Below are 21,382 nucleotides of genomic sequence, written 5' to 3' on the forward strand. Positions count from 1 at the left end.
GTCAATATAGTGCATGGTACTCCTCCTGAACGAATTTTGGTTGGGATCGTCTCAGCCGCGCTTCAGGCGGCGGACGAGATAGGCGAAGGTCGCCTTGAACATTTCTTCGCGGAACATGTGCTTGCGCTTGGCCTTGATGTCTTCCGGCTTGCCGAGTGCTTTCGCGCCGCCTGCCGCCTCGACCCAGAGCTGCATCATGCAGGCGTTCTCAAGCGAGAGCGCCAGATAGATCGCCTGCTCGATGGTCGGAGCAGCGGTGACGAGGCCGTGGTTTTGCAAAAGCATCGCGCCATGGCTGCCGAGGGTGGCGGCAACCGCTTTGCCGCGCTCGGTTGTGGTGATGAGTTCGGTGGTTTCGGAAAAGACCGGCAGGCCTTCGGCGAAGATAGAGCCGGGATGACCGATCGGCTGCAGTGGCTTGCCGAGGGCTGAAAAGCTGACGGCATAGGGCGCATGAGTATGCACGACCGCATTGATGTCTGGCCGGGCTCGCAACACCTCCGAGTGAATATAGACCTCGTTGTGCCGGCCATGATCGCCGTCGATCTTCTCACCGTCGAGGCCGACGGTGATCAGGTTGTCGAGGGTGATTTCTTCAAGACCGATCTTCGAGGCCTTCATGTAGAAGCGATCCGGCTGATCGGGAACGCGCACGGAGATATGGCCGCGCGTCCAGTCGCCCTGGCCGGCCCGTTCGAGGATGCGGCCAGCCTCAACCATTCTCTGCTTCAGATCTTCATGCATGTTTTTTGTCTCCGCCAGGCCGTCACAACGGAAGCTCGATCCGCTCCAGGCCGGTTGAAATTCACTGTTCGCCGGGGAACCGTCGCAGGCACTACACACGGTGCTTGTCGCCTCGTTTGCGGCCCTGCGAAACGTCGAGGAAAAGCTCGGAAAGCTCCACTTCACGGTCGATCAGGCCCTGCTGATGGGCGTAGCCGATAACCGTTTCCAGCGTCTTGCGGTTCTGCCCGTCGAGCCCGTAGGCCCACGGGTCGCCCCCCATGATCTCCTGCTGCTCTTCCCAGGCTTCGCGATACCAGGCGAGCGGTACGATACGCGGGTCCTCCATGCGCTTCATGGCAATGCGCTTTGACTCGTTGAAGGCCTGGTAGAGATTGACCGCGACCCAGGGATGGCGCTCGATGATCTCCGGGCGGATACCGAGCACATGCATGATCGGGAAGATGCCAGTTCGCTTGTAGTAGGCGATCTCTTCGCTCTTGTAGTCAGGGAATAGCCGGCCGACGCGCGGATCGCGATCGGTGATCGGATCGATCAGATCGGGATGCAGCAGCGCATCGATTTCGCCGTCGACCAGCATCTGCTCGATGGACTTGTCATTGCTGATCTTGTGAAGCGTCAGGCCTTCCGGCAGCTTGAAATCGACGTCCTCGTCGAGTTCGGAATACCATTCGATCGACTTGTGCGGAACGCCATATTCGCTTTCCAGTATTCCGCGCAGCCAGAGCGACGCCGTCACCAGATAGGCTTTCACGCCGACCTTCTTGCCGATCAGGTCCTTCGGTTCGCGAATGCCGCTTGCGGTATTGGTGAAGATGAAGCCGTGCCGGAAGCGGCGGTGCAGGAACACGGGAATGGCCTCGAACGGAAGTCCGCGCGTCTTGGCCGCCATGTAGGAAGAGAGCGAAACCTCCGCCACGTCAAATTCGCCGTTGCGTAGAAAGCGCCAGTGACGCGTGGTCGAATCCATCTTCGTCACGATCGTCAGTTCGATGCCGTCGGGCGAGACGATGCCTTCCTTCAAGGGCCGCACGATCTCGTAATCGCCGCAAGCGAGCGTCAGCTCAAGCTTCTTTACCACTTTCTCCTCCTAGAGCCCGCGGCCGAAGCGACCGCCGCTTTATCTAGCGCCACCATGCGCTGAACGGCAATTACTTGTCCAGCATTTTTTCAATTTATCCTGCATTGTGAGATTTTTTTGATTTTGAATTGACGGCAAAACCGATCTCGCGTTAGACATTGTTCGAAATTGCCGCGCGACCGCAGTCTACCCACGCGGTCCGGTGCCGTCTTCGAGGAGGTGAAGCGGGCCGGCGGCCAACCAATGGATATGACCATGAACCAAACGGATGTTCTCATTGTCGGAGCAGGCCCAGTCGGGCTGACGCTCGCTATCGATCTCGGCCAGAAGGGTGTGCGCTGCACCCTGGTCGAGAAGAAGCAGGCGCCCGAATTTTTGCCGAAGATGGAGCGCTGCAACGCCCGGACGATGGAAATCTTCCGGCGCATGGGCATTTCGGAGAAGATCAGGAAGGCCGGTCTCGACGGCTCCATCCCGATGGATGTCTATGTCGTGCTGGCGATGAACGAACCGCCGCTGTTACGTCTGCCCTATGCCTCGGTGTCAGAGGCGCTGGCGGAAGTAAAAGCCTGCAATGATGCGACGCAGCCGCTCGAGGCCTACCAGCTCATCTCCCAGTATACGCTTGAGCCGCTCCTAAAGTTGGTCGCCGAGGCTCTGCCGACTGTTACGGTTCTCTACGACCGCGAATTCATTTCTTTCGAACAGGATGCCGAAGGCGTCACCGCGCGCACGATCGACGGGAAAGGCGCGGATCATATGTTCCGGGCCAAATATCTCGTCGGCTGCGATGGCGGTGCGAGCCCGGTGCGCAAGCAGCTCGGCATCAAGCTGCGCGGCGAGGGAAATCTCCTGCATCTGCGTCAGGCGCTCTATTACAGCGAAGACCTCTACAGCCGCATTCCACTCGGCGATGGGCCTGGGCGCGGCCGCCATTATCACGTTGCCGATGGACAGGCGACGTTTCTCATCATGCAGGATTCGACAAAGCACTGGACGCTGCATGCGGTCGTCGAGAAGGACGAGGACATGGCGGCACAATTCGAAAAGGCCGTCGGCGTGCCGGTCGATTACAAGATGCTCTATGTCGGTCAATGGAAGCAGAATCTCCTGCTGGCGGACAATTATGGCGCCGGGCGCGTTTTCCTGGCCGGCGACGCGGCTCATCTTGTCATCCCAACGGGCGGGCTCGGCATGAATACCGGTGTCGGCGATGCCGTCGATCTCGGCTGGAAGCTCGCAGCCGTCCTGCAAGGTTGGGGCGGGCCGAACCTGCTACGCTCCTATGAGATCGAGCGGCGGCAGGTTGGCGACCGCAACGTCGGCGCCTCGCGCTATGCCTCGCTCGGCCGGCGCAAGTGGCGTTCGCAGTACCGGCCGAACATCCGCGATAACACGCCGGAAGGCCAGGCGACGCGCGACAACCTTACTCGTGTCGCGGATATCGAGCAGCGCAAGACGAACGAGATGATCGGCGCCGAACTCGGCTATCGTTATGTCGGCTCACCGGTCATCACCGACGAGCCCGGCGGGCCGGAACATCTCTTCCGCGAATATCATCCGACGACCTGGCCGGGCGCGCGCCTGCCGCATCTCTGGCTGGGCGACAACGATCCGGTGCAGGACCATATCGGGCCGGGCTATACGCTGTTGCGCCTCGGCGGCACGACGATCGATACGAGCAAGCTGGAAGAAGCTTTCCGCGCCCGGCGCACACCATACCAGACGCTGGATATCGACGCCCCGCATGTGCGCGACATCTATGGTTACGATCTCGTGCTGGTGCGCCCGGACATGCATGTCGTCTGGCGCGGCAAGAGCGCGCCGGAGGATGCCGAAGCGCTTGCCGCCATGGTGACAGGGCACTAAGCCGTCAACTGCGCGCCAGGCTCTTTGAAAGGATCCCGGCGCAAAAGACGACGCGTTCAGCGACCTCTTCCTCAGCCTTGGCGCTTATGCGCGTGTCCTTGAGCGTCAGGCTGAGACTGCCGACAATTTCCGAGCGTGCATCGAAGACGGGCGCTGCGATGCCGACGACGCCGGGGGTGACATCACCCGTCGTGCTCACCCAGCCGCGCTCCCGATGACCCTTCAGCGTCGCCTTGACTTCCGCAAGTGAGGCGCCGAAGCCGGCCGACGTAAACTCGTCCTTCGCCATGCCGAAAAGCTTCTTGAGTTGATGATCAGGCAGGTAGGCGAGGATCGCAACCGAGGCAGCACCATGCAGCAAGGATCGCATGCGCCCGCGCTCGTAGTTGCTGTGGATGGCATCCGTGCCGGTTTCCTGATGCACGCAGAGGACTTCGAATTTGAAGCGCCGGCAGAGCAGGGCAATGCCCTTGAAGCGGGTGGATAGCTCTTCCATCACCGGGAGGGCGGCGCGAATCAGCACGTCGCCGGTTCGTATCTTGTAGTCGAGTTCGACGATCCGCGGTCCCAGCATGTAACCGACACCGGGGAGCGAGCTCAGCAGGCCGGCGTCGGTCAACGTCTTGAGATAGCGGTACATTGTCGAGCGCGTATAGCCGAGCGACTCGCAGAGCTCCTCGAAGGTAACCGTCACCGCATCATCGCCGGCATCGAAAAGATCCAGGATACCGATCATCTTTTCGAGACTGTTCAAGCGCTTTTCCTCGCCGGAACGGAAGCAGTTGGAAACATCTGGAATGGGATAGAACTAGCGGAAGGCACCATGGAATCTCTGCAGCAGCGGTGACGATGACGCACTATAGGGCGAGCAGAGGAACGCATGCAAGCGCATGCCGTGGCCGTTTCCCGGCCACGGCATGCTTGGTATTTCAGACAGCTGCGTTCCAAGCTTCCGGGAAAAGGCCGTCGCGGATTGCGCCGCCGGCGTAGTATTTCCAGAGCTTGCGGATGTGGTGGCCGCGGCGGAAGCTGTGGGCGAAGGATTCCATTTCCTCTTCCGTCAGCGGCTTGATCTTACCGAGCGAGGCGGCGCGATAGGCAGCTTCGGCATTCTCGACCAGGTGCACGGCATCGATGAAGACGGCGCGGACGGTCTCGGCGGTGACGATCTGGCCGTGGGCGCGGATTTGCATCGCATGGCAATCGCCGAGCGTCGCGACGATGCCGCGGCCGCGCTCGGGAGTGTCGACATGGGCAGGGTCGGAATGAACGGGAATGCCGTTGCGCCAGCGGATCGCGTGGTTCTTCACCGGCGGCAGCGGCATGTCCTCGACCAGCGTGAAGACGTTGGTGACGTCATGGTGGAAATGCGCCACCGAATTCACGTCCGGGCGTGATCTATAAATCTCACAATGAAGGAAAGTTTCTGACGGCGGCTTCGAGCCCGTAGGTCCCGAAATAACCTTGCCGTCGAGATCGCAGACGAACAGATCCGAGGGCGCCACATCGGCGCGGCTCTTGTCCTGCGGCTGAATCAAAAAGGTCGTTCCGCCCGGCAAACGCGCGCTGACATGGCCGCTATATTCCAGTATTTTGAGACTGTTCAGCAGCCGCGTCGCCATCGAGACATCGTGGCGCAGCGCGTTTTCCGAGGGCTCGGCCGGAGCCTCTGGTTCGTGTTTATGAGATTGCATGGGCATTCCTCCAAAAAAACAAATCCCATATTATACGACTTTGTGAGGCAAGCAAGCGATGGCGCAATCAGATTTCGATCATCACTTCGTTGTTCTCGACCACGACCTTATATGTCTTGATCGGGAGCATGCAGGGCGGTGCCGTGACCTCGCCGGTGCGGACGTCGAACTTGCCATTGTGGAAATCGCATTCGACTTCATGGCCTTCCAGATAACCGTCAGCCAGCGAGCCCGGGCCGTGGGTGCACAGGTCGTCGGTCACATAAAAAGTGCCGTTGATATTGAAAACCGCGAGCACAAGATCGCCTTCCTCGACCCTGATGGCGCTGTCCCAATCGACATCGTCGGTGGAACACAGCCTGATCCGCGAGCATGTATCAGACATTTTAAGCATCTCCTTCGTAGCGCTGTCTCCGCTTGACTAGGCGGTCGTCAGCATGTACCTTCTAAAAACGAAACGATGTTCTGCATAACGGAACACTTTAAAAATACCCGATCGGGCGCGAACGTCAACCGTAAAAAGACGCCCGTTTTAAAGCAACGAGAGAGACCCGGCGGGGTCTGCTACCTTGAGGAGGATTGCGATGCTGAGAAAAGAACAGAACGATCTGCTGACCCAGACAGGCCCCGAAACGCCGATGGGCGACATGTTTCGCTGTTACTGGATTCCGGCGCTTCTCGCTGAGGAGCTGCCGGACAATGATTGTGCGCCTGTGCGAATCAAGCTCCTCAACGAAAGGCTGCTCGCCTTCCGCGATAGCGAGGGCCGCTATGGTCTGATCGACGAATTCTGCGCCCATCGCGGTGTTTCGCTCTGGTTCGGCCGCAACGAACAAGGCGGTCTGCGCTGCCCCTATCACGGCTGGAAATACGACCATACCGGTCAGTGCATCGAAGTGCCCTCGGAGCCTAAGGAAAGCGGCTACTGCAGCAAGATCAAGCTGAAGTCCTATCCGCTGATCAAGATCGGCGACATCCTCTGGACCTACATGGGCCCGGCCGACAAGCAGCCGCCGCATCCGGAATGGGAGTTCGCGCTCGTGCCTGCCGAGCAGACCTTCACCTCCAAGCGCTGGCAGGAGTGCAACTGGCTGCAGGCCATGGAAGGCGGCATCGATTCCAGCCACGTTTCCTGGCTGCACAGCGGCAATCTGAACAGCGACCCGCTCTTCAAGGGCGCCCGCGGCAACAAGTACAATATGTCCGATGCCAAGCCATTCTTCGAAGTTACCGATAGCGAGGGCGGCCTTTACATCGGCGCTCGCCGTAATGCCGAAGAAGGTCATTACTACTGGCGCATCACGCCCTGGATCATGCCGTCGTTCACCATGGTTCCGCCGCGCGGCGACCATCCGGTCCACGGCCATTTCTGGATCCCGATCGACGACGAGAACTGCTGGGCCTGGAGCTTCGACTACCATCCTGTCCGCGCGCTGACGACGGAAGAGCGCCAGGCGATGAAGGACGGCAAGGGCATCCATGTTGCTTATGTCCCCGGCACCTTCCGCCCGGCAGCCAACAAGGACAACGACTACTTGATGGACCGTGAGGCGCAGCGGAAGGGCATCACCTATTCCGGCGTCGAGGGCATTGCCATGCAAGATGCATCGCTGCAGGAAAGCATGGGCCCCATCGTCGACCGCAGCAAGGAAAACCTGGTGTCGACCGATAACGGCATCATCATGGCTCGCCACCGGCTGCTGAAGGCTGCACGCGCGCTGAAGGACAAGGGCACGATCCCTCCGGGCGTCGATCCGGCCCATCATCGTGTTCGTTCGGCAGCGATCGTACTGCCGGTCGACAAGTCGTATACCGATATCAAGGACGAAGCGCTGACCGTCATCGCCGGCAAGGCGCAGACGTCGGTCTGACGAAGGAGATGACGTCATGCAACTCGGATTGAGCGAGAGCGCACGGGCGACGACTGCGGAAGAGGCACGCTTCCGCGTCAACTATCCCAACTCGAAGCCGCGCAAATCGCGCATCATCGCGCTCGACGCGGAAGGGCTTGAGGCGCTGGAAAAGTTGACCAGCGCAAGCAGCTGGCCGGGCGCGCATTTTCTTCGTTACGTCGAAGCGAAGGGAGCGAGCGACTCGCTGCACATGTTGCCGGTCGACGCCGTGCTAGAGGACCGTGACGGCAAGCGGGTCAACCTTGCCGACGAAATCGCCGACGCCGATGTCATCGTCATGGTGACAACGGCCGGCGCCTCGGCGGAAGCGGCGGAAGTGATTGGCAATGCCTGCTTCGTGCGCAGCAAGATGACCACGGGTCTGGTCCTGAATTCGACGGATGTCCCGGCGGAGGATCTTGCCCGCACGCTGACGGCGATGCGTCCCTTTGCCGCGATGCTGGTCATCTCCAAGGGGGACGAATACGTCCCCGAGATGCTGAGCGCGCTAAGGGTTTAAGATGGCAGTAACGTTGACGTGAGTATTCGCGGGAGCTGTGTTATGGACGATCACTTACTCCCGGGGAAGAAACGGAAAACGCAAGCCATGAATGCATCTGTGAAAGAAATGACACGCGCGAAGAAGACGGCTCCTGCCAAGCGCAACCGCCTCTCGTCCGTGACGACCGCCATTCGTCTTCTGAAAGCATTTTCAGAAGACGAGGTCGAAATCGGCGTCAGCGCCCTGGCGCAGAAGCTGAAGGTCGCAAAGAGCACGGTGCATCGGCTGGCTGTCACGCTGGTAGCAGAGGGTCTGCTGGAGCAGAATCCGGAGACCGAGCGCTACCGTCTTGGCATCGGCCTGTTCGGTCTCGGCACGCTCGTTCGCCGACGCATGGACCTGTCGAATGAGGCGAGACCCTATCTCTTCGATCTGCGCAAGCATACCGGCGAGACGATTATCCTCGGCATTCCGAGCGATACGGAAGTGATGCACGTTTATGACCTCGAGAGCCCGCAGGCGCTCGGCATCAAATCGGATCTCGGCGCCCGCAAGCCGGCTTATTGCACGGCGGTCGGCCGCGCAATCTTCGCCTTTGCGCCCGAGGAGATGATCGACCGCGTGCTTACGCCGCCGCTCACGAAGCGGACCGCGCACACGATCACCGATGTAGCGCGCCTGCGCGAGGTGTTTGCGGAAGTGCGCCAGCGCGGTTTCGCAGTCGAGGACGAGGAAAGCGAGCCCGGCATCCGCGTTATTGCGGCTCCGGTCAGGGATTCGAGCGGCTCGGTCGTTGGTGCGGTCGGGGTCGCCGGTCCGTCACAGCGCTTGTCTCTCGACGCGGTCGAAAGCTTTGCAAGGCCACTGCTCGATACCGTGGCAACCATTTCATCCCGCCTCGGATACGGGGCGGTCTACCGGAGATAAGGCAATGAGGAGGACTGCATGAGCGTGATAACATTGAGTGGGACCAGCGTGAGCTGGCCCTGCGACGACGGAGACACGATCATGCGGTCCGCCCTTCGGGCTGGCCTCGGCTTTCCTTACGAATGCAATGTCGGCTCGTGCGGCAATTGTCGTTTCGATCTGCTGGAAGGAGAGATCGAGGAACTGAGACCTGATGCTCCCGGCCTCAGCGAACGCGATCGCGGCCGCGGCCGTCGCCTCGGCTGTCAGGCCCGACCGCTCTCCGACTGTGCCGTCAAGCTGCGCCTGATGCCGCATTATGAGAGCCGATTCCGCCCGGTGCGCCAGGCCGCCACGCTCACGGCTACCCGCGATATCACCCACGACATCCGAGAATTCCGTTTCAAGCTCGAGACGCCCGCTCCGTTCCTCTCCGGACAATATGCGCTTCTGGCGCTGCCGGGCGTTGAGGGAAGCCGCGCCTACTCCATGGCGAGCACCGGCGATCAGGCTGACGAGTGGCATTTCCAGATTCGCCGGGTCCCGAACGGCGCCGCAACCACCAAGCTCTTCGATGGCCTGAAGGCAGGCGACCGCATCGAAATCGACGGGCCGTACGGCATGGCCTATCTGCGGGAAGATGCATCGCGGGATATCATCTGCCTTGCGGGTGGATCCGGTCTGTCGCCGATGATCTCGATCACCCGCGCCGCCGCTGTCTCGCCTGCACTGGCTGGACGCCGCATCGACTTTATCTATGGTGGACGCGCCGCACGCGATATCGGTGGCAAGGAGATGCTGGAGGAACTTCCAGGTTTCGGCAGCACGATCCATTATCATCCTGTCGTCTCCGGCATGCCGGAAGAGGAGGATGGCTGGAATGGCTACCGCGGCTTCGCGCATGAGATCGCCGCCAAGCTCTTTGCCGAGCGGCTGCCGGAATGCGAAATCTACTTCGCAGGTCCCCCGATGATGGGGCAGGCGATACAGAAAATGCTGATTGATCTCGGCGTGCCACCTGCCCAGGTTCACTTTGACCAGTTTTATTGACCGATGAAACTCCGCCAGCTCGCATACTTCGTCAAGGTCGTCGAAGTCGGCAACATCACGAAAGCCGCCGAGCAGCTGAATCTTGCCCAAACGGCACTTGGAATCCAGATCCGCAACCTGGAGGACTCGCTGCAGATCCAGCTGCTCGAGCGGCACTCGCGCGGCGTCAGCGCGACACCCGCCGGGAAGCTGCTTTACGAGCGCGCGCTGGAGATCCTGCAGCGCATCGAAGACACACGCCGCGACCTGATTTCGCTCGGCGGCGAGCGCGTGCGGGTGCGTCTCGGCGCAACGCCGAGCATATTGAAGCTGATCGGCACCGACGTTCTGGTCGCGGCCAATGAGCAACTGCCGGGCATCTCGCTGCATCTCGTCGAAGAGCTGAGTTTCGTGCTGTCGGATGCGCTCGAGCGTGGCGAGCTCGACTATGTGCTTGCCTATGATATCGAGGATAGTCCTGGCGTGCGTCGCATAGCGCTCATGGAAGAGGATCTGCTGCTGGTTTCAGCGCCGGATGGGAAGGCGGTTGAGCCGAATGTCTCCTTCCGGCAGGCGGTCGCCGGCGACCTCGCACTCGTTTCCAATCGCGATATCATATGGCGGCGCGTGCATGAAACGGCGTCGCGCCTGTCGCTCGACGTAAAGATCACCTATCAGGTGCAATCCATGGAGGCGATCAAGGCCCTGATCCTGCACGGTGTCGCCCATAGCATCATGCCTTATGGCATCGTTTCGGAAGAAATAGAGGCGGGCGAACTCATCGCCCAGCGGATAGAGCGGCCGGACGTCAAGCTGACGCTGTACCTTGCGCATGCCTCGAACAAAGGCCTTGCGGACGAAGGCCAGTTCCACGCCTTCATCGACAGTATGGTCGGAAAGCTTGCGAAGGCGATCGGCGCCTACGCTCATCCGATAGACCGGATAGTGGAAAGCTGATCCACAATTTATCTTTGATCTAGGCAATATGATTTGCCTTGGACATTTGCTGCGACGCACTTGATGATCACGGCGAATTGAGAGGTTCCCGGCGCCGAAAATCGGCGAATGAGCGGCATTGATCAAACGTGATTCAATGGGTGGCCAAAGGTTGCCAAAGGCTCGTTTTGCCGGGTTGTTGGGGAGAGAGAATCCTGAGATCTTCGCTTCGTTTGTCCTTCGGCTGCTGGAATTATGACCGGACGCGGGCAATCATGGACAGAACGGTCGTGCCCGATGGTATCGACCTTATTTATCTGAACATGCCGGTGGAGGAGACCTTCTTCCGCATGCTGCGCCATCGTGAGTTCGATGTTGCCGAGATGTCGCTGTCATCCTATGTGATGTCCCATTTCACGGAAGACCGCCCTTTCGTGGCGATCCCGGTCTTTCCCTCGCGCTATTTCCGGCATTCGTCGATCTACGTGAATGCAGCGGCAGGCATTCGCGAACCGGCCGACCTTGTCGGCAAACGCGTCGGCAGTCCCGAATATCAGATGACGGCGCCCGTTTGGATCCGCGGCATCCTTTCTGACGAATACGGCGTCAAGGTCGACGACGTGACACATTATACCGGCGGTGAGGAGGAGCCGAACCGTCCGGAAAAGCTTGCTCTCGACCTGCCGGAAAATATCCGTATCAAGCGGATTGGCCCGACCCAGACGCTGTCTGCAATGATCCGCGATGGGGAGATCGATGCGCTCTTCACCGCCCGCAAGCCTTCTTCCTATGGCGGTCCGAACGGCGGGGTACGGCGGCTTTTCGAAGATTTTGTCGATGTGGAACGAGCCTATTTCCGCAAGACGAACATCTTTCCGATCATGCATACGATCGTTATTCGCCGGGAAATCTACGAAGCGCACCGCTGGATCGCTCAGTCTCTTTATAAGGCTTTCGCCGAAGCGCAGTTACGCATCTATCGTGAACTCGAGGAGACCGCCGCACTCAAGGTGATGCTCCCCTGGCTGAACGCACATGTCGAGGATGTCCGGCGTATCATGGGCGACGATTACTGGAGTTACGGCTTCAAGCAAAATCGCGAAACGCTGGATACCTTCCTGCGGTACTCCTACGAACAGGGGCTCTCGAAAAGGCGTCTTCGCGCCGAAGACATTTTCGTTCCGGAGACCATGGAACACTTCGTCATCTAAGCAATCAGCCGGCAGGGCAGTGCGCTATGCAGGCGCCGTATATCTGCCTTGCCGCTGCCCGTCTTTCCATTTTAGCACTTGGCGCTTATATGCAGTGCAACATAATGGCGGAGACAGGAACGATGACGACATTGGCTTTTCGAAATGAAGGCAATTCCGAATGGGTCCGCAGTGCTTTCGGCGGATTTTTCGACGGCGTGAGCCTCATCAGCGCCGCTCGCGAGTGCTCGCGGGCGCGGCGCGAACGCCGGGCGCCTTCACGAGCCGCCCTGCACAGCCTTGGGATCGACGAAACGGCTTTCGAGCGCACCTACAAACGTCGTTGAATCTCTCTAGACATACATGAAAGAAGCGGCGATCAGATCGCCGCTTTTTCATTTTAGGCACCCTTCAGACGATCAAACCATGCCGACGAGGAAGCCGGCACCTGCACGGCAGCAAAGCCACCGGCGAGACGCGTGGCAATAAAGCTGCGGCGTTCGCCGACGCGGCCGACCGCCACGCATAGATCTTTCAATAGTTTACAGCGCGAACCGCCGCTTGGCAGGTAAAGGTTTCCGCGCACTTGAACAAGCTACGCGCGGTTTTTGCCGATGCCGGAACGACGTCTCCCCCGCATTCGAACTCCTCACGCCGCAGCGAAGTAAAATTTATTCGCTTTACATCCGCGTTAAGTTTTTTTATCGTTATCTCTATGAAAAATATAACTTTTCGACAGCTCAGATCGTTACTCGCGATAGAGACTCACGGAAAGATCGTTGACGCTGCGAAGGTGCTCGGCCTCACGGCACCGGCAGTCACACTGCAACTTAAGCAACTCGAAGCCGAAGCAGGTGTCCAGCTTTTCGAACGCATGGCCCACGGCATGTACCCGACGGAAGCGGGGAGGGCCGTCCTTGCTGCCGCTCGCGATATTAATGATCGCCTTCACCTGCTGAGCGATGAGATGAATGCGTTCAAGGGTCTTAAACGTGGCCGCATCACGGTCGGCGCTGTTTCGACCGTACGGTATTTCGCAAAGCCGATGCACAATGCCTTTTCAGCCGAGTTTCCGGACATTGACCTCGAAGTTATCATCGACCGTCGCGCCGAGACGATCGAGCGGCTGAAGAACCGGACCATCGACATCGCGCTCGTCGGCAGGCCGCCGCGCAACATCTCGGTTCGCGCCGCCATCTTTGGGGAGCATTCTCTGGTTGTTGTCAGCGCTCCCAATCATAGCCTAGTCGGCCGCTCGGCCATTTCAAAGGCCGAAATCGCGGAGGAACATTTCATCGTTCGTGGCTTAGGATCGAGCACCCGGATATTCTTCGAGCGTTTCATGAACGAGGTTCCGGGCAGGGCGGCTCGTGCGAACACGGAAATGGACGGCGTCGAGGACATCAAGCGGGCCGTCATGGCCGATACCGGTGTTGCGTTTCTCGCCGCCCACAGCGTCGCTGCTGAAGTTCAGGCGGGCAAACTCGCTATCCTCGACGTCGCCGGTCTTCCGATCCGCCGTCAGTGGTTTGCCGTCAGCCGCACTGACCGGGCGATGACCCCGGTCATGACGGCCTTTCAAGAGTTCCTGGTCCGGCAGAGCGGCAGATTTCTGCCGGATGCCCAGCCACACTGAATTTTTCTCAGGCACTTGCCTTGAGGAACTCAATGACGCGCGCATTGGTGCTCGCTTCGTCTTGGGCTGAAACCGGAACATCCCAATATTGCGAGCCCGGAATGCATTCCTGCAGATAGCGTGCGGCCGATGTCGCGTGTGACGCGTCGGCGCCCGGCACGATCAGGGTCGGAATGCTGAGACACAGCAGGTCCTCCGGTTCGGCACCGGGCGAGGTGTCACGATCCAGAAGGCTCCGGACCATGCCCGCGAGGATCAGCTTGTACTGCTCGACGTTCTGCTTCGCATAGCGTTCCGCAAACTCGGGATCGGTGCGCAGGGCCGAAACCCACGGGCCGACACGCGCGTCCTTGCCGAAGGCGCTGCCAGGCTGCCTCGCAAGAGCGACGACAGCTTCGAGCCCATTCTGATGGACGAAGGCCAGGTGCTCGGCAAAGCGCTGGTGCCCGTTGATCCGGTATTTGGCGCCGCCGACGGGCCAGAAAAGCACCATGCCTGCAGTTGCCTGCGGGTACGCGACGCCGAAGGCAACGGCGACACTGCACCCCATGCAACCGCCCATGATGTGGGCCTTTTCGATATTGAGCGCGTCGAGCATGCCCTTGGCGTGGTGAGCATAATCGACCCACTGCAGGGGCTCGACGCGGCCACCGGTCTTGCCGGTGTCGCGGCGGTCAAAGGCGATGCAGGTATAGTTTTCCGAGAGATTGTCGAGGAACTTCACTTGCGAATAAATGCCCTGCGTGCGCCATTTTTCCACGTCGGCATCGAAGCCGCCGGGGGCGCACATCAGCAGGGGAGGACCGGAGCCGAACACCTCGTAATAGGTGTCGATTCCATTAATGGTAACATTTGCCAAGGTTCACCTCCTTGAATGGATGCCCGGACCGCAGGGCGGCCGCGGGCTTGAATGGGTCAGAGGCCTTCGCAACCAAGGCGCTGGAGCGTTTCGTCGACCCAGAGCTTGGGATCGAGCTTGCCAGCCAGGGTATTGGCGACGGTCTTGGATTCGGCCTCGTGCTTTTTGGCAGCGGCTTGGTAGAGGGCTTCGGTCTGGTCGTAGGGGACGCAGAGCAGGCCGTCATCGTCGCCGATGATGAGGTCGCCCGGTTCGATCACCATGCCGCCCAAGGAGATCGGCACGTTGATCTCGCCCGGACCGTCCTTATAGGGGCCGCGATGGGTGACGCCGGCGGCGAATACCGGATAGGTATTGGTGCGGATCCAGCCGTAGTCACGCACGGCGCCGTTGATGACGACGCCGACGACGCCAATGGCGCGGGCATGCGACAACATCATTTCCCCGACCAGGGCGTTGGAAAGATCGCCACCGGCGTCGACGACGATGACGTCGCCCGGTTCAGCCATCTTGAGGGCCTTGTGAATCATCAGATTGTCACCCGGACGGGTCCGGACAGTGAAGGCTGCGCCGGCCATGGCGCCACCGGCATGGAGCGGGCGCAGCGTCGGGCCGCCGGCGCTCAGACGGTTCATGGCGTCGCTGACGCAAGCCACCGGGACATCGAGAAAGCGCTTGGCGGTTTCGGCGGTCACCTTGCGGTGGCGCGGCATGATTCTGAATCCGATGGACACGATCGTTGCTTCCATTTTTTCGTTGACGGAGTGCCGACGCGGGAGCCGATGGGTGACATGGATCGCGTCGGTAGGATCAAGAGCCGGGCGGGATGGTCCCCGCCCGGAAGAGGTCTATGGCCCGGGGCTTATTCCCAGGGCATCAGCGAGGCATGGATCACGTTCGGCACGCCCTTGCCGCCCACCGACTCGATGGCCAGCGCCGCGTCCTTGAGGCCGAACTTATGAGTGGTGATCATGTCCAGCGGGAAGCGATTGGAAGCGATCTGCTGCAGGGCCAGTTCGCAGGCCTCGTAGCTGTGGCCACGAGCGCTCTTCATGGTGATGGCCTTGACCGTCATCTTTTCGAGCGGGAAGTTCGGGAACTCCTTGAGCTCGCCCTGCACCAGGATGGTGCCGGCCTTGCGCTTGAGAGCTTCGATGCCCAGCGTGATCGGGATGGTGCCGGCGCCGGCGGTGCAGTCGAGCGAAACGTCGACGCCCTTGCCGCCGGTGATTTCCATGATGCGTGCCAGCGGATCTTCCTTCTGCACGTCGATGACGTAGTCGGCGCCGAGCTTCTTGGCCACTTCCAGGCGGGCAGCGTCCTTGCTGGTGCCGGTGACGATGATGAGGGAAGCGCCGGCCTGCTTGCAGATCACGGTCTGGGACAGGCCCTGCTGGCCGGGACCCTGGATCAGCACGGTCGAGTTATAGCCGACGCCCGAATCGAACAGCGACCATTCGATGCCGTTGGCCATCGGGGTAACGAGGCCTGCCAGTTCGGGCGAAACGCCCTTGGGCACGTGGTGGACCACGGCGTTCCACGGCAGGTAGACATATTGCGCAAAGCCGCCCCAGAGATGGGGAGCACGTTCGGCCGAGGTATAGCCGTAGCGGATGCCTTCGGGATTCTTGCGCCAGTCGGTGTTTTCACAGTGGCGGTACTGGCCACGGTGGCACCATTCGCACTTGCCGCACATGACATAGTGTTCGACGAAGACCAGATCGCCTTCCTTGAAGCCCTTGCGGCGCGTGAACTCGCGGCCCGCCTTGGCGATATAGCCGATGTTCTCATGGCCCATGATGGTGGGCGCATTGTTCGGCGGCGTCTTGAACAACTTGACGTCGGTGCCGCAGATGCCGGCAACTTCCATCTTGAGAAGCGCGCCGTCTTCCGGAATGTCCGGCATCGGAAATTCCTGGATTTCCATTTGGCTGGGTCCGGTGCGGACCGCGGCGAGAACCTTTTCAGTCATGCGTCAACTCCTTGCGCTTGGCAATGGCCGGCTGCGGACCCCGCATCCGGCGCTTGATGTTTTTCCATATTCAGTTTTGACAAGGGCAGGGTCGCTGCCCTATGTAATCTCTTACCGGCCGCCATCGGGGCGTCGGCTTTCCCGTTCGAAACCATGCTCAAGACAGCTTCCAGAAATGCCGAGCACGTTGCCGCGATCCGCCAGATAAAGGCCTGGACGCGCGAACGCTTTTCGCTGTCCGAAGACGTTTCCGTCATGGTGGCGGAGGTCGCCTGCGGCATGCCGGGCTGCCCGCCGCTGGAAACGATCGTGACCTTCTGGACGAGCCCCGAAGCACGACACGTCTTCAAGGCCTTCAAGCCGGCCCGCGAAATGACGCCGGATGACCTGCCGCCCTATTGGATGAAGAACGCCATCGTCTCTGACAGCGAAAATCCGAACTGCTGCTGAGCGGCGGCTCATGCCGCCCGGCCCGGCCGCCCGCGCGCGGTCAACTGCTTGTCGAGCCGCGGATAGACGCGGCGCGCATTGCCTTCGAAGACCTTGTAGCGGCTCGTCTCGTCAAGCGAGCTCAGCTGGTCGATATAGCGCTTGGTATCGTCGTAATGATGCCCGGTCTCCGGATCGATGCCCTTGACAGCGCCAAGCATTTCGGAGGCGAAGAGGATGTTGTCGACAGGGATGACCTTCGACATCAGCTCGATGCCCGGATAGTGATAGACGCAGGTATCGAAGAACACGTTGTTCAGCAGATGCTCAGTCAGAAGCGGCTTCTTCATCTCCTGTGCCAGACCGCGATACCGGCCCCAATGGAAGGGAACGGCACCGCCGCCATGCGGGATCACGAATTTCAGCGTCGGGAAATCCTTGAAGAGATTGCCCTGGATGAGCTGCATGAAGACCGTCGTGTCACCATTAATATAGTGTGCGCCGGTATGGTGGAAATTCGGATTGCAGGACGAGGTGACGTGGATCATCGCTGGCACGTCGAGCTCACAGAGCACTTCGTAGAGCGGATACCAGTGCTTGTCCGTCATCGGCGGATCGGTCCAGTAGCCGCCGGACGGATCGGGATTGAGGTTGACGCCGACGAAATCCAGCTCCTCGACCATCCGCCGCAGTTCGGGAATGCAGTTCTTGGGCGCGGCGCCGGGATGCTGCGGCAATTGGCCGACAGCAGCAAAATTGTCCGGCAGAAGCTTGCAGATGCGATGGATCAGATCGTTCGACATCGCCGACCACTGCATGCTGACGGCTTCCGTGCCGACATGATGCGCCATACCGGCGGCGCGCGGCGAGAATATCGTCAGGTCGCTGCCGCGTTCCTGTTGAAACTTCAACTGCGGCGCCACCGACTCGCGGAGCATGTCGTCGGAAATGCCAAGCTCGGTGCTTTGCGGGCGGCGCATTCCATCTGCAAGACCGGCAAGCTGCTTGTCGCGGAACTGGTGCAGCGCCTGCGGCTCGGTGGTGTAGTGTCCGTGAATGTCGATGATCATGGCAGTGTCCTTGAATACCGTTGCACGCGGTGAAGCCAGGCTTCAGATCGTGGGGTAGAGTTCGTTCGCGTCGTAGATGCGCGGCGTGATGCGCTGCTCGGCCGAATAGGTGAAGGCGAGCTGCAGCGAGGCCCTGTTTGCCTCCAGCCCGTAAGCCGGCGGCGGCGTCGCTCCATCCTCGATGGCAATGCGGCGCGCTTCCTCGAATATCTCCATCAGCTCGCCGAGAAGCCAGGGATGATCCTCGACCAGCGCGGTCTTGACGGTCAGGGTGTGGTTGATGGGCACGATGCCGGTGCGGGCGATCCAGGCGTCGGCAATCGCCTCCGCATCCGGGATTACGGTGCGGATGCCGGAGGGATCGACCTCTCGCTCTCCCATAATGGCCGAGAGCGCGCCGGAGAGCATCAGCGGCCGCAGCGCCAATTCGCTCCGGTTACGCTCCACGTTCGACGGATCCTCGTATTCGCTGAGATGGGCATCTTCCATGGTGACCCAGGTGATGCCATCGAGATCGACGCCATATTCGTGCTGGAGGAAGCCCCGCACCCATACGCCCGAGGTCTGGGCATAGGCCCGCACGCCGACCTTCGTTCCCGCAAGATCGCGCGGGCCTTTTACAGACGAATCGGTGGGACAGACGAGATTGGTATGGGGCAGGCGGCTCCAGAGCGGAATGGCGAGACCGGTAATCGGCTTGCCATAATGATGTGCCAGCAGATGGGTGACGATCGCCATCTCCGAGATATCGAGATCGCCGCCTCGAACCATCGTGCGGAATGCTTTCGGGAGCGGCTCGTAATCCTGGAATTCGAATCGGACGCGGCTCGACTGAACGCGGCCATCCTTCAGTGGCTGGACATGGGAATGCTTGCCCAATGCCGTGCGAAGAACCAGTTTTTCAGCCATTTCATTCTCCTTACGCCGCGTTCGTTCTTTTATGTGGAACGGTGTTCTCCTATAGCCATAATACTGTGAAACGGCTGCCGGTCAATTCCGGCAGCGATGTTTTTCTCAAAGGTGCTGTCGCTCAGGCAATCCCGGCCAGGTTCAACAGGAAAAAGGAGGCTCCTACCGCACCGAGGATCGGATAGGGGCCAATCTTGGTGAACATTAGCAGCGAAACGGCGATTGCGATCGTCGCAATCTCGATCACCCCGACACCAGCGGAGCTTGCGACGGCAAATACCCCGGCAAAGATCAGACCGACGGCGACCGGCGCCAGCCCGCGTTCTGCGGCCATTGCCCAGGCGGTGTGCCGATGGCGATTCCAGATGCTGCCCAAAATGCATACGAGGAGCGAGGAGGGGAGAAAAATCGCGACTGTCGCGGCGATTGCGCCGGTCAGCCCGCCAATATGCCAGCCAATCAGCGCGAGGATCAGAGTGCCCGGTCCCGGAGCCGCGCGCGAGATGGCGTAGAAATCCGTGAATTCACGGGCCGTTAGGAAATTATGCACGTCGACGACCTGATGCTGCAGCCCCGCCACGATCGACTGGCCTCCGCCGAAGGACACCAGCGACAACGGGATGCAGAGCAGGACAAGATTGAGCAACTTGCCATCATCCATTTTTCTTCTCCTGCTTAATAAGGAAGGCGCACACGATGCTGAAGGGTATGGCGCCCGCGACCACGGGAATGAGAGGCCAGCGCAACACGCCGACCACCACAAAAACGGCAATGGCGATGAGCGATGGCACCAGCTGCTGCCGCACCCTGCGCGATGTCTTGATTCCCATCGTCACCGAGGAGGCGAGGCCGACGCAGGCGAGCCCGCGCAACACCGTGTGTGTCTGCGGATAGGCGCTCAGCTGCTCATAGACCATGCTCATCAGCAGAATGACGGTGAAAGCGGGCAATAACATCCCGAACAGTGCAACGACGGCGCCGGTCCAGCCCCGCAGCTTCAGGCCGATATAAACCGCTAGGTTCATCGGATTGGCACCTGGCAATATCTGCGCGATCGTCAGTGTTTTGATGAAATTGTCGTCATCGAGCCACTTGCGGCGCTCGACGATCTCTCTGTGCGTCCATCCGGCCATGCCTCCCCCGAACGAAGAAGCGCCCAATCTCAGGAATGATGTAAGGAGCGCTCCGAGGGAAACCTCCGGCTCCGATGCTATCGTCTTGTTGTCGACTGGCTTGTCCAACCGGTCCCTCCCATCGCCGAACTTCCATTTTCCCGGCACCGTGCCGGGCCGGCGCGAAGCACCGTCCTGCAGAAAATGATACTTGCGGCGCTCGGGAGTCCACGCCATTTCGCTTAACGATCAGAATAAGAAAAACTTACTCTTCGTCATGTTCGTTGAATTTTACCGTTGAACATCAAGGGTCGTTGGCGGGAATTTGTGATTTTATTTATACTCGAAGGCCCAAAACCGAGCTATATAAAAAGCTGCTGACACGGCGTCTGACCACCCTTCAGAATCTATTAAAAATGGTGAAGATTTCGAAGAAAACCATTTAACTATAGGGAGTTAGACGTGTTCCTCACAGCGGAACCGTGTCCCTCCTACAGGAATGCCTCTTGCCAGCCCGCATAAAAAGTGATGGACTAAGCATAAATTTTTGCTTTGGACAAAATTTGGGGGAGTGTCCCTAATGCAAAAACTGGCCGGACCTAAAGTAAACCGGCGTGGACAGATCGGCCGCCGAGGAGCAAGCGGTCAATTGATGGAAACCAGCTTGATGCCGAGAGGCCATCAGCGGGAGGAGTTAAACTGAAATGATTGAGACTATGTTCGGGGCGCTCTTCGGCCTCGTGAGCTCCCCACACATTATGGGCCTGATGTTGGTCGCCGTTGTGTGCGGCCTTATGGTTGGCGTAACGCCGGGTATCGGCGGCAAGCTGTCGATCGCCATGGCCATTCCGTTCGTCTATGGCATGGATATGGTGGCAGGCGCCGTCTTCCTCTTGACGATGCATGCCGTCAACGGCACTAGCGGTCAGATATCGAGCATTATGTTCGGCATCCCCGGCGACGGGGACGACGCGGCAACGACGCTCGACGGTTATCCGCTTGCCAAGCAGGGACAGGCTGCCCGCGCGCTAGGCGCCAGTATCACGGCGTCCGGCGTCGGCGGTATTATCGGTGCGGTCGTCTTTGCGATCATGATCCCGATCCTCGAGCCGGTCATCCTGATGTTCAGCCCGGCTGAGTTCTTCCTGATCGCGCTGCTCGGTATTAGCTTCATCGCGTTCCTTTCGAGCGGCAGCCGTATCGTCAAGGGTCTGATCGTCGGCTTCTATGGCTTGATGCTGTCGACGGTCGGCATGGATCCGGTCACCGGTACGCCACGCTATGCAGGCGACTTCCTCTTCCTGTGGGACGGCGTCAGCCTGGTCACCGCGGTTCTCGCCATGTTTGCCGTGCCTGAAATGATCGCGCTCAGCACCAAGGGCGGCTCGATTTCCGCCGTGGCGATGGACAAGGGCTTTTCATACAAGCAGCTTTTCTCGGGCGTCATGGAAGTGCCGCGCCATTGGTGGCTGGTTGTTCGCACCTCGGTGATCGGTGCCATCATCGGCATGATCCCTGGTCTCGGCGGTTCGACTGCAGCCTGGCTCTGCTA

Annotated in this window: 23 protein-coding genes; 11 read left to right on the forward strand and 12 right to left on the reverse strand. The window is 59.9% G+C overall.

Features of this window, described 5'->3' with window-relative positions; all coding sequences use genetic code 11:
* Window positions 1–51: 51 nt before the first annotated feature.
* Both ACPYOI_RS27245 and ACPYOI_RS27250 read right to left on the reverse strand, forming a co-directional pair.
* Window positions 52–744 carry a class II aldolase/adducin family protein gene (locus tag ACPYOI_RS27245; protein WP_481415313.1) on the reverse strand — a complete coding sequence of 231 codons (693 nt, stop codon included), beginning with the start codon at window positions 742–744 and terminating at the stop codon, window positions 52–54.
* 91 nt (window positions 745–835) lie between these two features.
* Window positions 836–1,825 (reverse strand): ABC transporter substrate-binding protein, encoded by a 990-nt coding sequence (locus tag ACPYOI_RS27250; RefSeq protein ID WP_168830198.1) that lies wholly within the window; start codon window positions 1,823–1,825, stop codon window positions 836–838.
* A gap of 255 nt (window positions 1,826–2,080) precedes the next feature.
* Between ACPYOI_RS27250 and ACPYOI_RS27255 the strand changes: the two genes are divergently transcribed.
* On the forward strand, window positions 2,081–3,694 hold the full coding sequence (locus tag ACPYOI_RS27255; protein ID WP_481415312.1) for an FAD-dependent monooxygenase: 1,614 nt from the start codon (window positions 2,081–2,083) through the stop codon (window positions 3,692–3,694).
* Window positions 3,695–3,698: 4 nt separating this feature from the next.
* Here the strand turns inward: ACPYOI_RS27255 and ACPYOI_RS27260 are convergent, their stop codons facing one another.
* The 3 genes from ACPYOI_RS27260 to ACPYOI_RS27270 form a co-directional block, all read right to left on the reverse strand.
* Window positions 3,699–4,448, reverse strand: coding sequence for an IclR family transcriptional regulator (locus ACPYOI_RS27260; protein WP_481415311.1), 750 nt, complete (start codon window positions 4,446–4,448; stop codon window positions 3,699–3,701).
* A 175-nt stretch (window positions 4,449–4,623) separates the two neighbouring features.
* The gene (locus ACPYOI_RS27265) at window positions 4,624–5,388 is read right to left on the reverse strand and encodes a class II aldolase/adducin family protein (protein ID WP_481415310.1); all 765 of its coding nucleotides are present in this window, start codon (window positions 5,386–5,388) and stop codon (window positions 4,624–4,626) included.
* 67 nt (window positions 5,389–5,455) lie between these two features.
* On the reverse strand, window positions 5,456–5,773 hold the full coding sequence (locus tag ACPYOI_RS27270) for a non-heme iron oxygenase ferredoxin subunit (RefSeq protein WP_168830202.1): 318 nt from the start codon (window positions 5,771–5,773) through the stop codon (window positions 5,456–5,458).
* A gap of 199 nt (window positions 5,774–5,972) precedes the next feature.
* On the opposite strand from ACPYOI_RS27270, the gene ACPYOI_RS27275 reads away from it, so the two are divergent.
* The 8 genes from ACPYOI_RS27275 (at window position 5,973) to ACPYOI_RS27310 (ending at window position 13,479) form a co-directional block, all read left to right on the forward strand.
* The gene (locus ACPYOI_RS27275; RefSeq protein ID WP_168830203.1) at window positions 5,973–7,259 is read left to right on the forward strand and encodes an aromatic ring-hydroxylating dioxygenase subunit alpha; all 1,287 of its coding nucleotides are present in this window, start codon (window positions 5,973–5,975) and stop codon (window positions 7,257–7,259) included.
* 16 nt (window positions 7,260–7,275) lie between these two features.
* On the forward strand, window positions 7,276–7,800 hold the full coding sequence (locus tag ACPYOI_RS27280; RefSeq protein WP_168830204.1) for a hypothetical protein: 525 nt from the start codon (window positions 7,276–7,278) through the stop codon (window positions 7,798–7,800).
* 87 nt (window positions 7,801–7,887) lie between these two features.
* Window positions 7,888–8,709 carry an IclR family transcriptional regulator gene (locus ACPYOI_RS27285; RefSeq protein WP_246704435.1) on the forward strand — a complete coding sequence of 274 codons (822 nt, stop codon included), beginning with the start codon at window positions 7,888–7,890 and terminating at the stop codon, window positions 8,707–8,709.
* Between the two features lie 18 nt (window positions 8,710–8,727).
* The gene (locus tag ACPYOI_RS27290) at window positions 8,728–9,738 is read left to right on the forward strand and encodes an FAD-binding oxidoreductase (protein WP_481415309.1); all 1,011 of its coding nucleotides are present in this window, start codon (window positions 8,728–8,730) and stop codon (window positions 9,736–9,738) included.
* A 3-nt stretch (window positions 9,739–9,741) separates the two neighbouring features.
* Window positions 9,742–10,674 (forward strand): LysR family transcriptional regulator, encoded by a 933-nt coding sequence (locus ACPYOI_RS27295; RefSeq protein WP_168830206.1) that lies wholly within the window; start codon window positions 9,742–9,744, stop codon window positions 10,672–10,674.
* A 254-nt stretch (window positions 10,675–10,928) separates the two neighbouring features.
* On the forward strand, window positions 10,929–11,864 hold the full coding sequence (locus ACPYOI_RS27300) for an ABC transporter substrate-binding protein (RefSeq protein ID WP_481415308.1): 936 nt from the start codon (window positions 10,929–10,931) through the stop codon (window positions 11,862–11,864).
* 122 nt (window positions 11,865–11,986) lie between these two features.
* The gene (locus tag ACPYOI_RS27305; protein WP_481415307.1) at window positions 11,987–12,190 is read left to right on the forward strand and encodes a hypothetical protein; all 204 of its coding nucleotides are present in this window, start codon (window positions 11,987–11,989) and stop codon (window positions 12,188–12,190) included.
* Between the two features lie 368 nt (window positions 12,191–12,558).
* Window positions 12,559–13,479, forward strand: a complete 921-nt coding sequence (locus ACPYOI_RS27310; RefSeq protein ID WP_481415306.1) for a LysR family transcriptional regulator — start codon at window positions 12,559–12,561, stop codon at window positions 13,477–13,479.
* A 7-nt stretch (window positions 13,480–13,486) separates the two neighbouring features.
* Here ACPYOI_RS27310 and ACPYOI_RS27315 read toward each other — a convergent pair whose 3' ends face one another.
* The 3 genes from ACPYOI_RS27315 to ACPYOI_RS27325 all read right to left on the reverse strand — a co-directional run bounded on the left by ACPYOI_RS27315 (window position 13,487) and on the right by ACPYOI_RS27325 (window position 16,310).
* On the reverse strand, window positions 13,487–14,338 hold the full coding sequence (locus ACPYOI_RS27315; protein WP_481415305.1) for an alpha/beta fold hydrolase: 852 nt from the start codon (window positions 14,336–14,338) through the stop codon (window positions 13,487–13,489).
* A 56-nt stretch (window positions 14,339–14,394) separates the two neighbouring features.
* Window positions 14,395–15,072 carry an RraA family protein gene (locus ACPYOI_RS27320; protein ID WP_481415304.1) on the reverse strand — a complete coding sequence of 226 codons (678 nt, stop codon included), beginning with the start codon at window positions 15,070–15,072 and terminating at the stop codon, window positions 14,395–14,397.
* 128 nt (window positions 15,073–15,200) lie between these two features.
* Window positions 15,201–16,310, reverse strand: a complete 1,110-nt coding sequence (locus ACPYOI_RS27325; protein ID WP_168830212.1) for a zinc-dependent alcohol dehydrogenase — start codon at window positions 16,308–16,310, stop codon at window positions 15,201–15,203.
* Between the two features lie 153 nt (window positions 16,311–16,463).
* Here ACPYOI_RS27325 and ACPYOI_RS27330 point away from each other — a divergent pair, with 153 nt between their 5' ends.
* Window positions 16,464–16,760 carry a hypothetical protein gene (locus tag ACPYOI_RS27330; RefSeq protein ID WP_168830213.1) on the forward strand — a complete coding sequence of 99 codons (297 nt, stop codon included), beginning with the start codon at window positions 16,464–16,466 and terminating at the stop codon, window positions 16,758–16,760.
* An 8-nt stretch (window positions 16,761–16,768) separates the two neighbouring features.
* Here the strand turns inward: ACPYOI_RS27330 and ACPYOI_RS27335 are convergent, their stop codons facing one another.
* The 4 genes from ACPYOI_RS27335 to ACPYOI_RS27350 all read right to left on the reverse strand — a co-directional run bounded on the left by ACPYOI_RS27335 (window position 16,769) and on the right by ACPYOI_RS27350 (window position 20,067).
* On the reverse strand, window positions 16,769–17,809 hold the full coding sequence (locus tag ACPYOI_RS27335; protein ID WP_168830214.1) for an amidohydrolase family protein: 1,041 nt from the start codon (window positions 17,807–17,809) through the stop codon (window positions 16,769–16,771).
* 42 nt (window positions 17,810–17,851) lie between these two features.
* Window positions 17,852–18,718: a substrate-binding domain-containing protein gene (locus tag ACPYOI_RS27340; protein WP_481415303.1), complete on the reverse strand. Its 867-nt coding sequence runs from the start codon at window positions 18,716–18,718 to the stop codon at window positions 17,852–17,854.
* A gap of 121 nt (window positions 18,719–18,839) precedes the next feature.
* Complete coding sequence (locus tag ACPYOI_RS27345) at window positions 18,840–19,379, reverse strand: chromate transporter (RefSeq protein WP_481415302.1); 540 nt, start codon at window positions 19,377–19,379, stop codon at window positions 18,840–18,842.
* Window positions 19,372–20,067, reverse strand: coding sequence for a chromate transporter (locus ACPYOI_RS27350; protein ID WP_481415301.1), 696 nt, complete (start codon window positions 20,065–20,067; stop codon window positions 19,372–19,374). The genes ACPYOI_RS27345 and ACPYOI_RS27350 overlap by 8 nt, the downstream gene beginning before the upstream one ends.
* Before the next feature lie 467 nt (window positions 20,068–20,534).
* Between ACPYOI_RS27350 and ACPYOI_RS27355 the strand changes: the two genes are divergently transcribed.
* A partial coding sequence (locus ACPYOI_RS27355) for a tripartite tricarboxylate transporter permease (protein WP_481423613.1) occupies window positions 20,535–21,382 on the forward strand: 848 nt, incomplete at its 3' end.

The sequence above is a fragment of the Rhizobium sp. SVR5-2C genome (genome assembly GCF_056755115.1).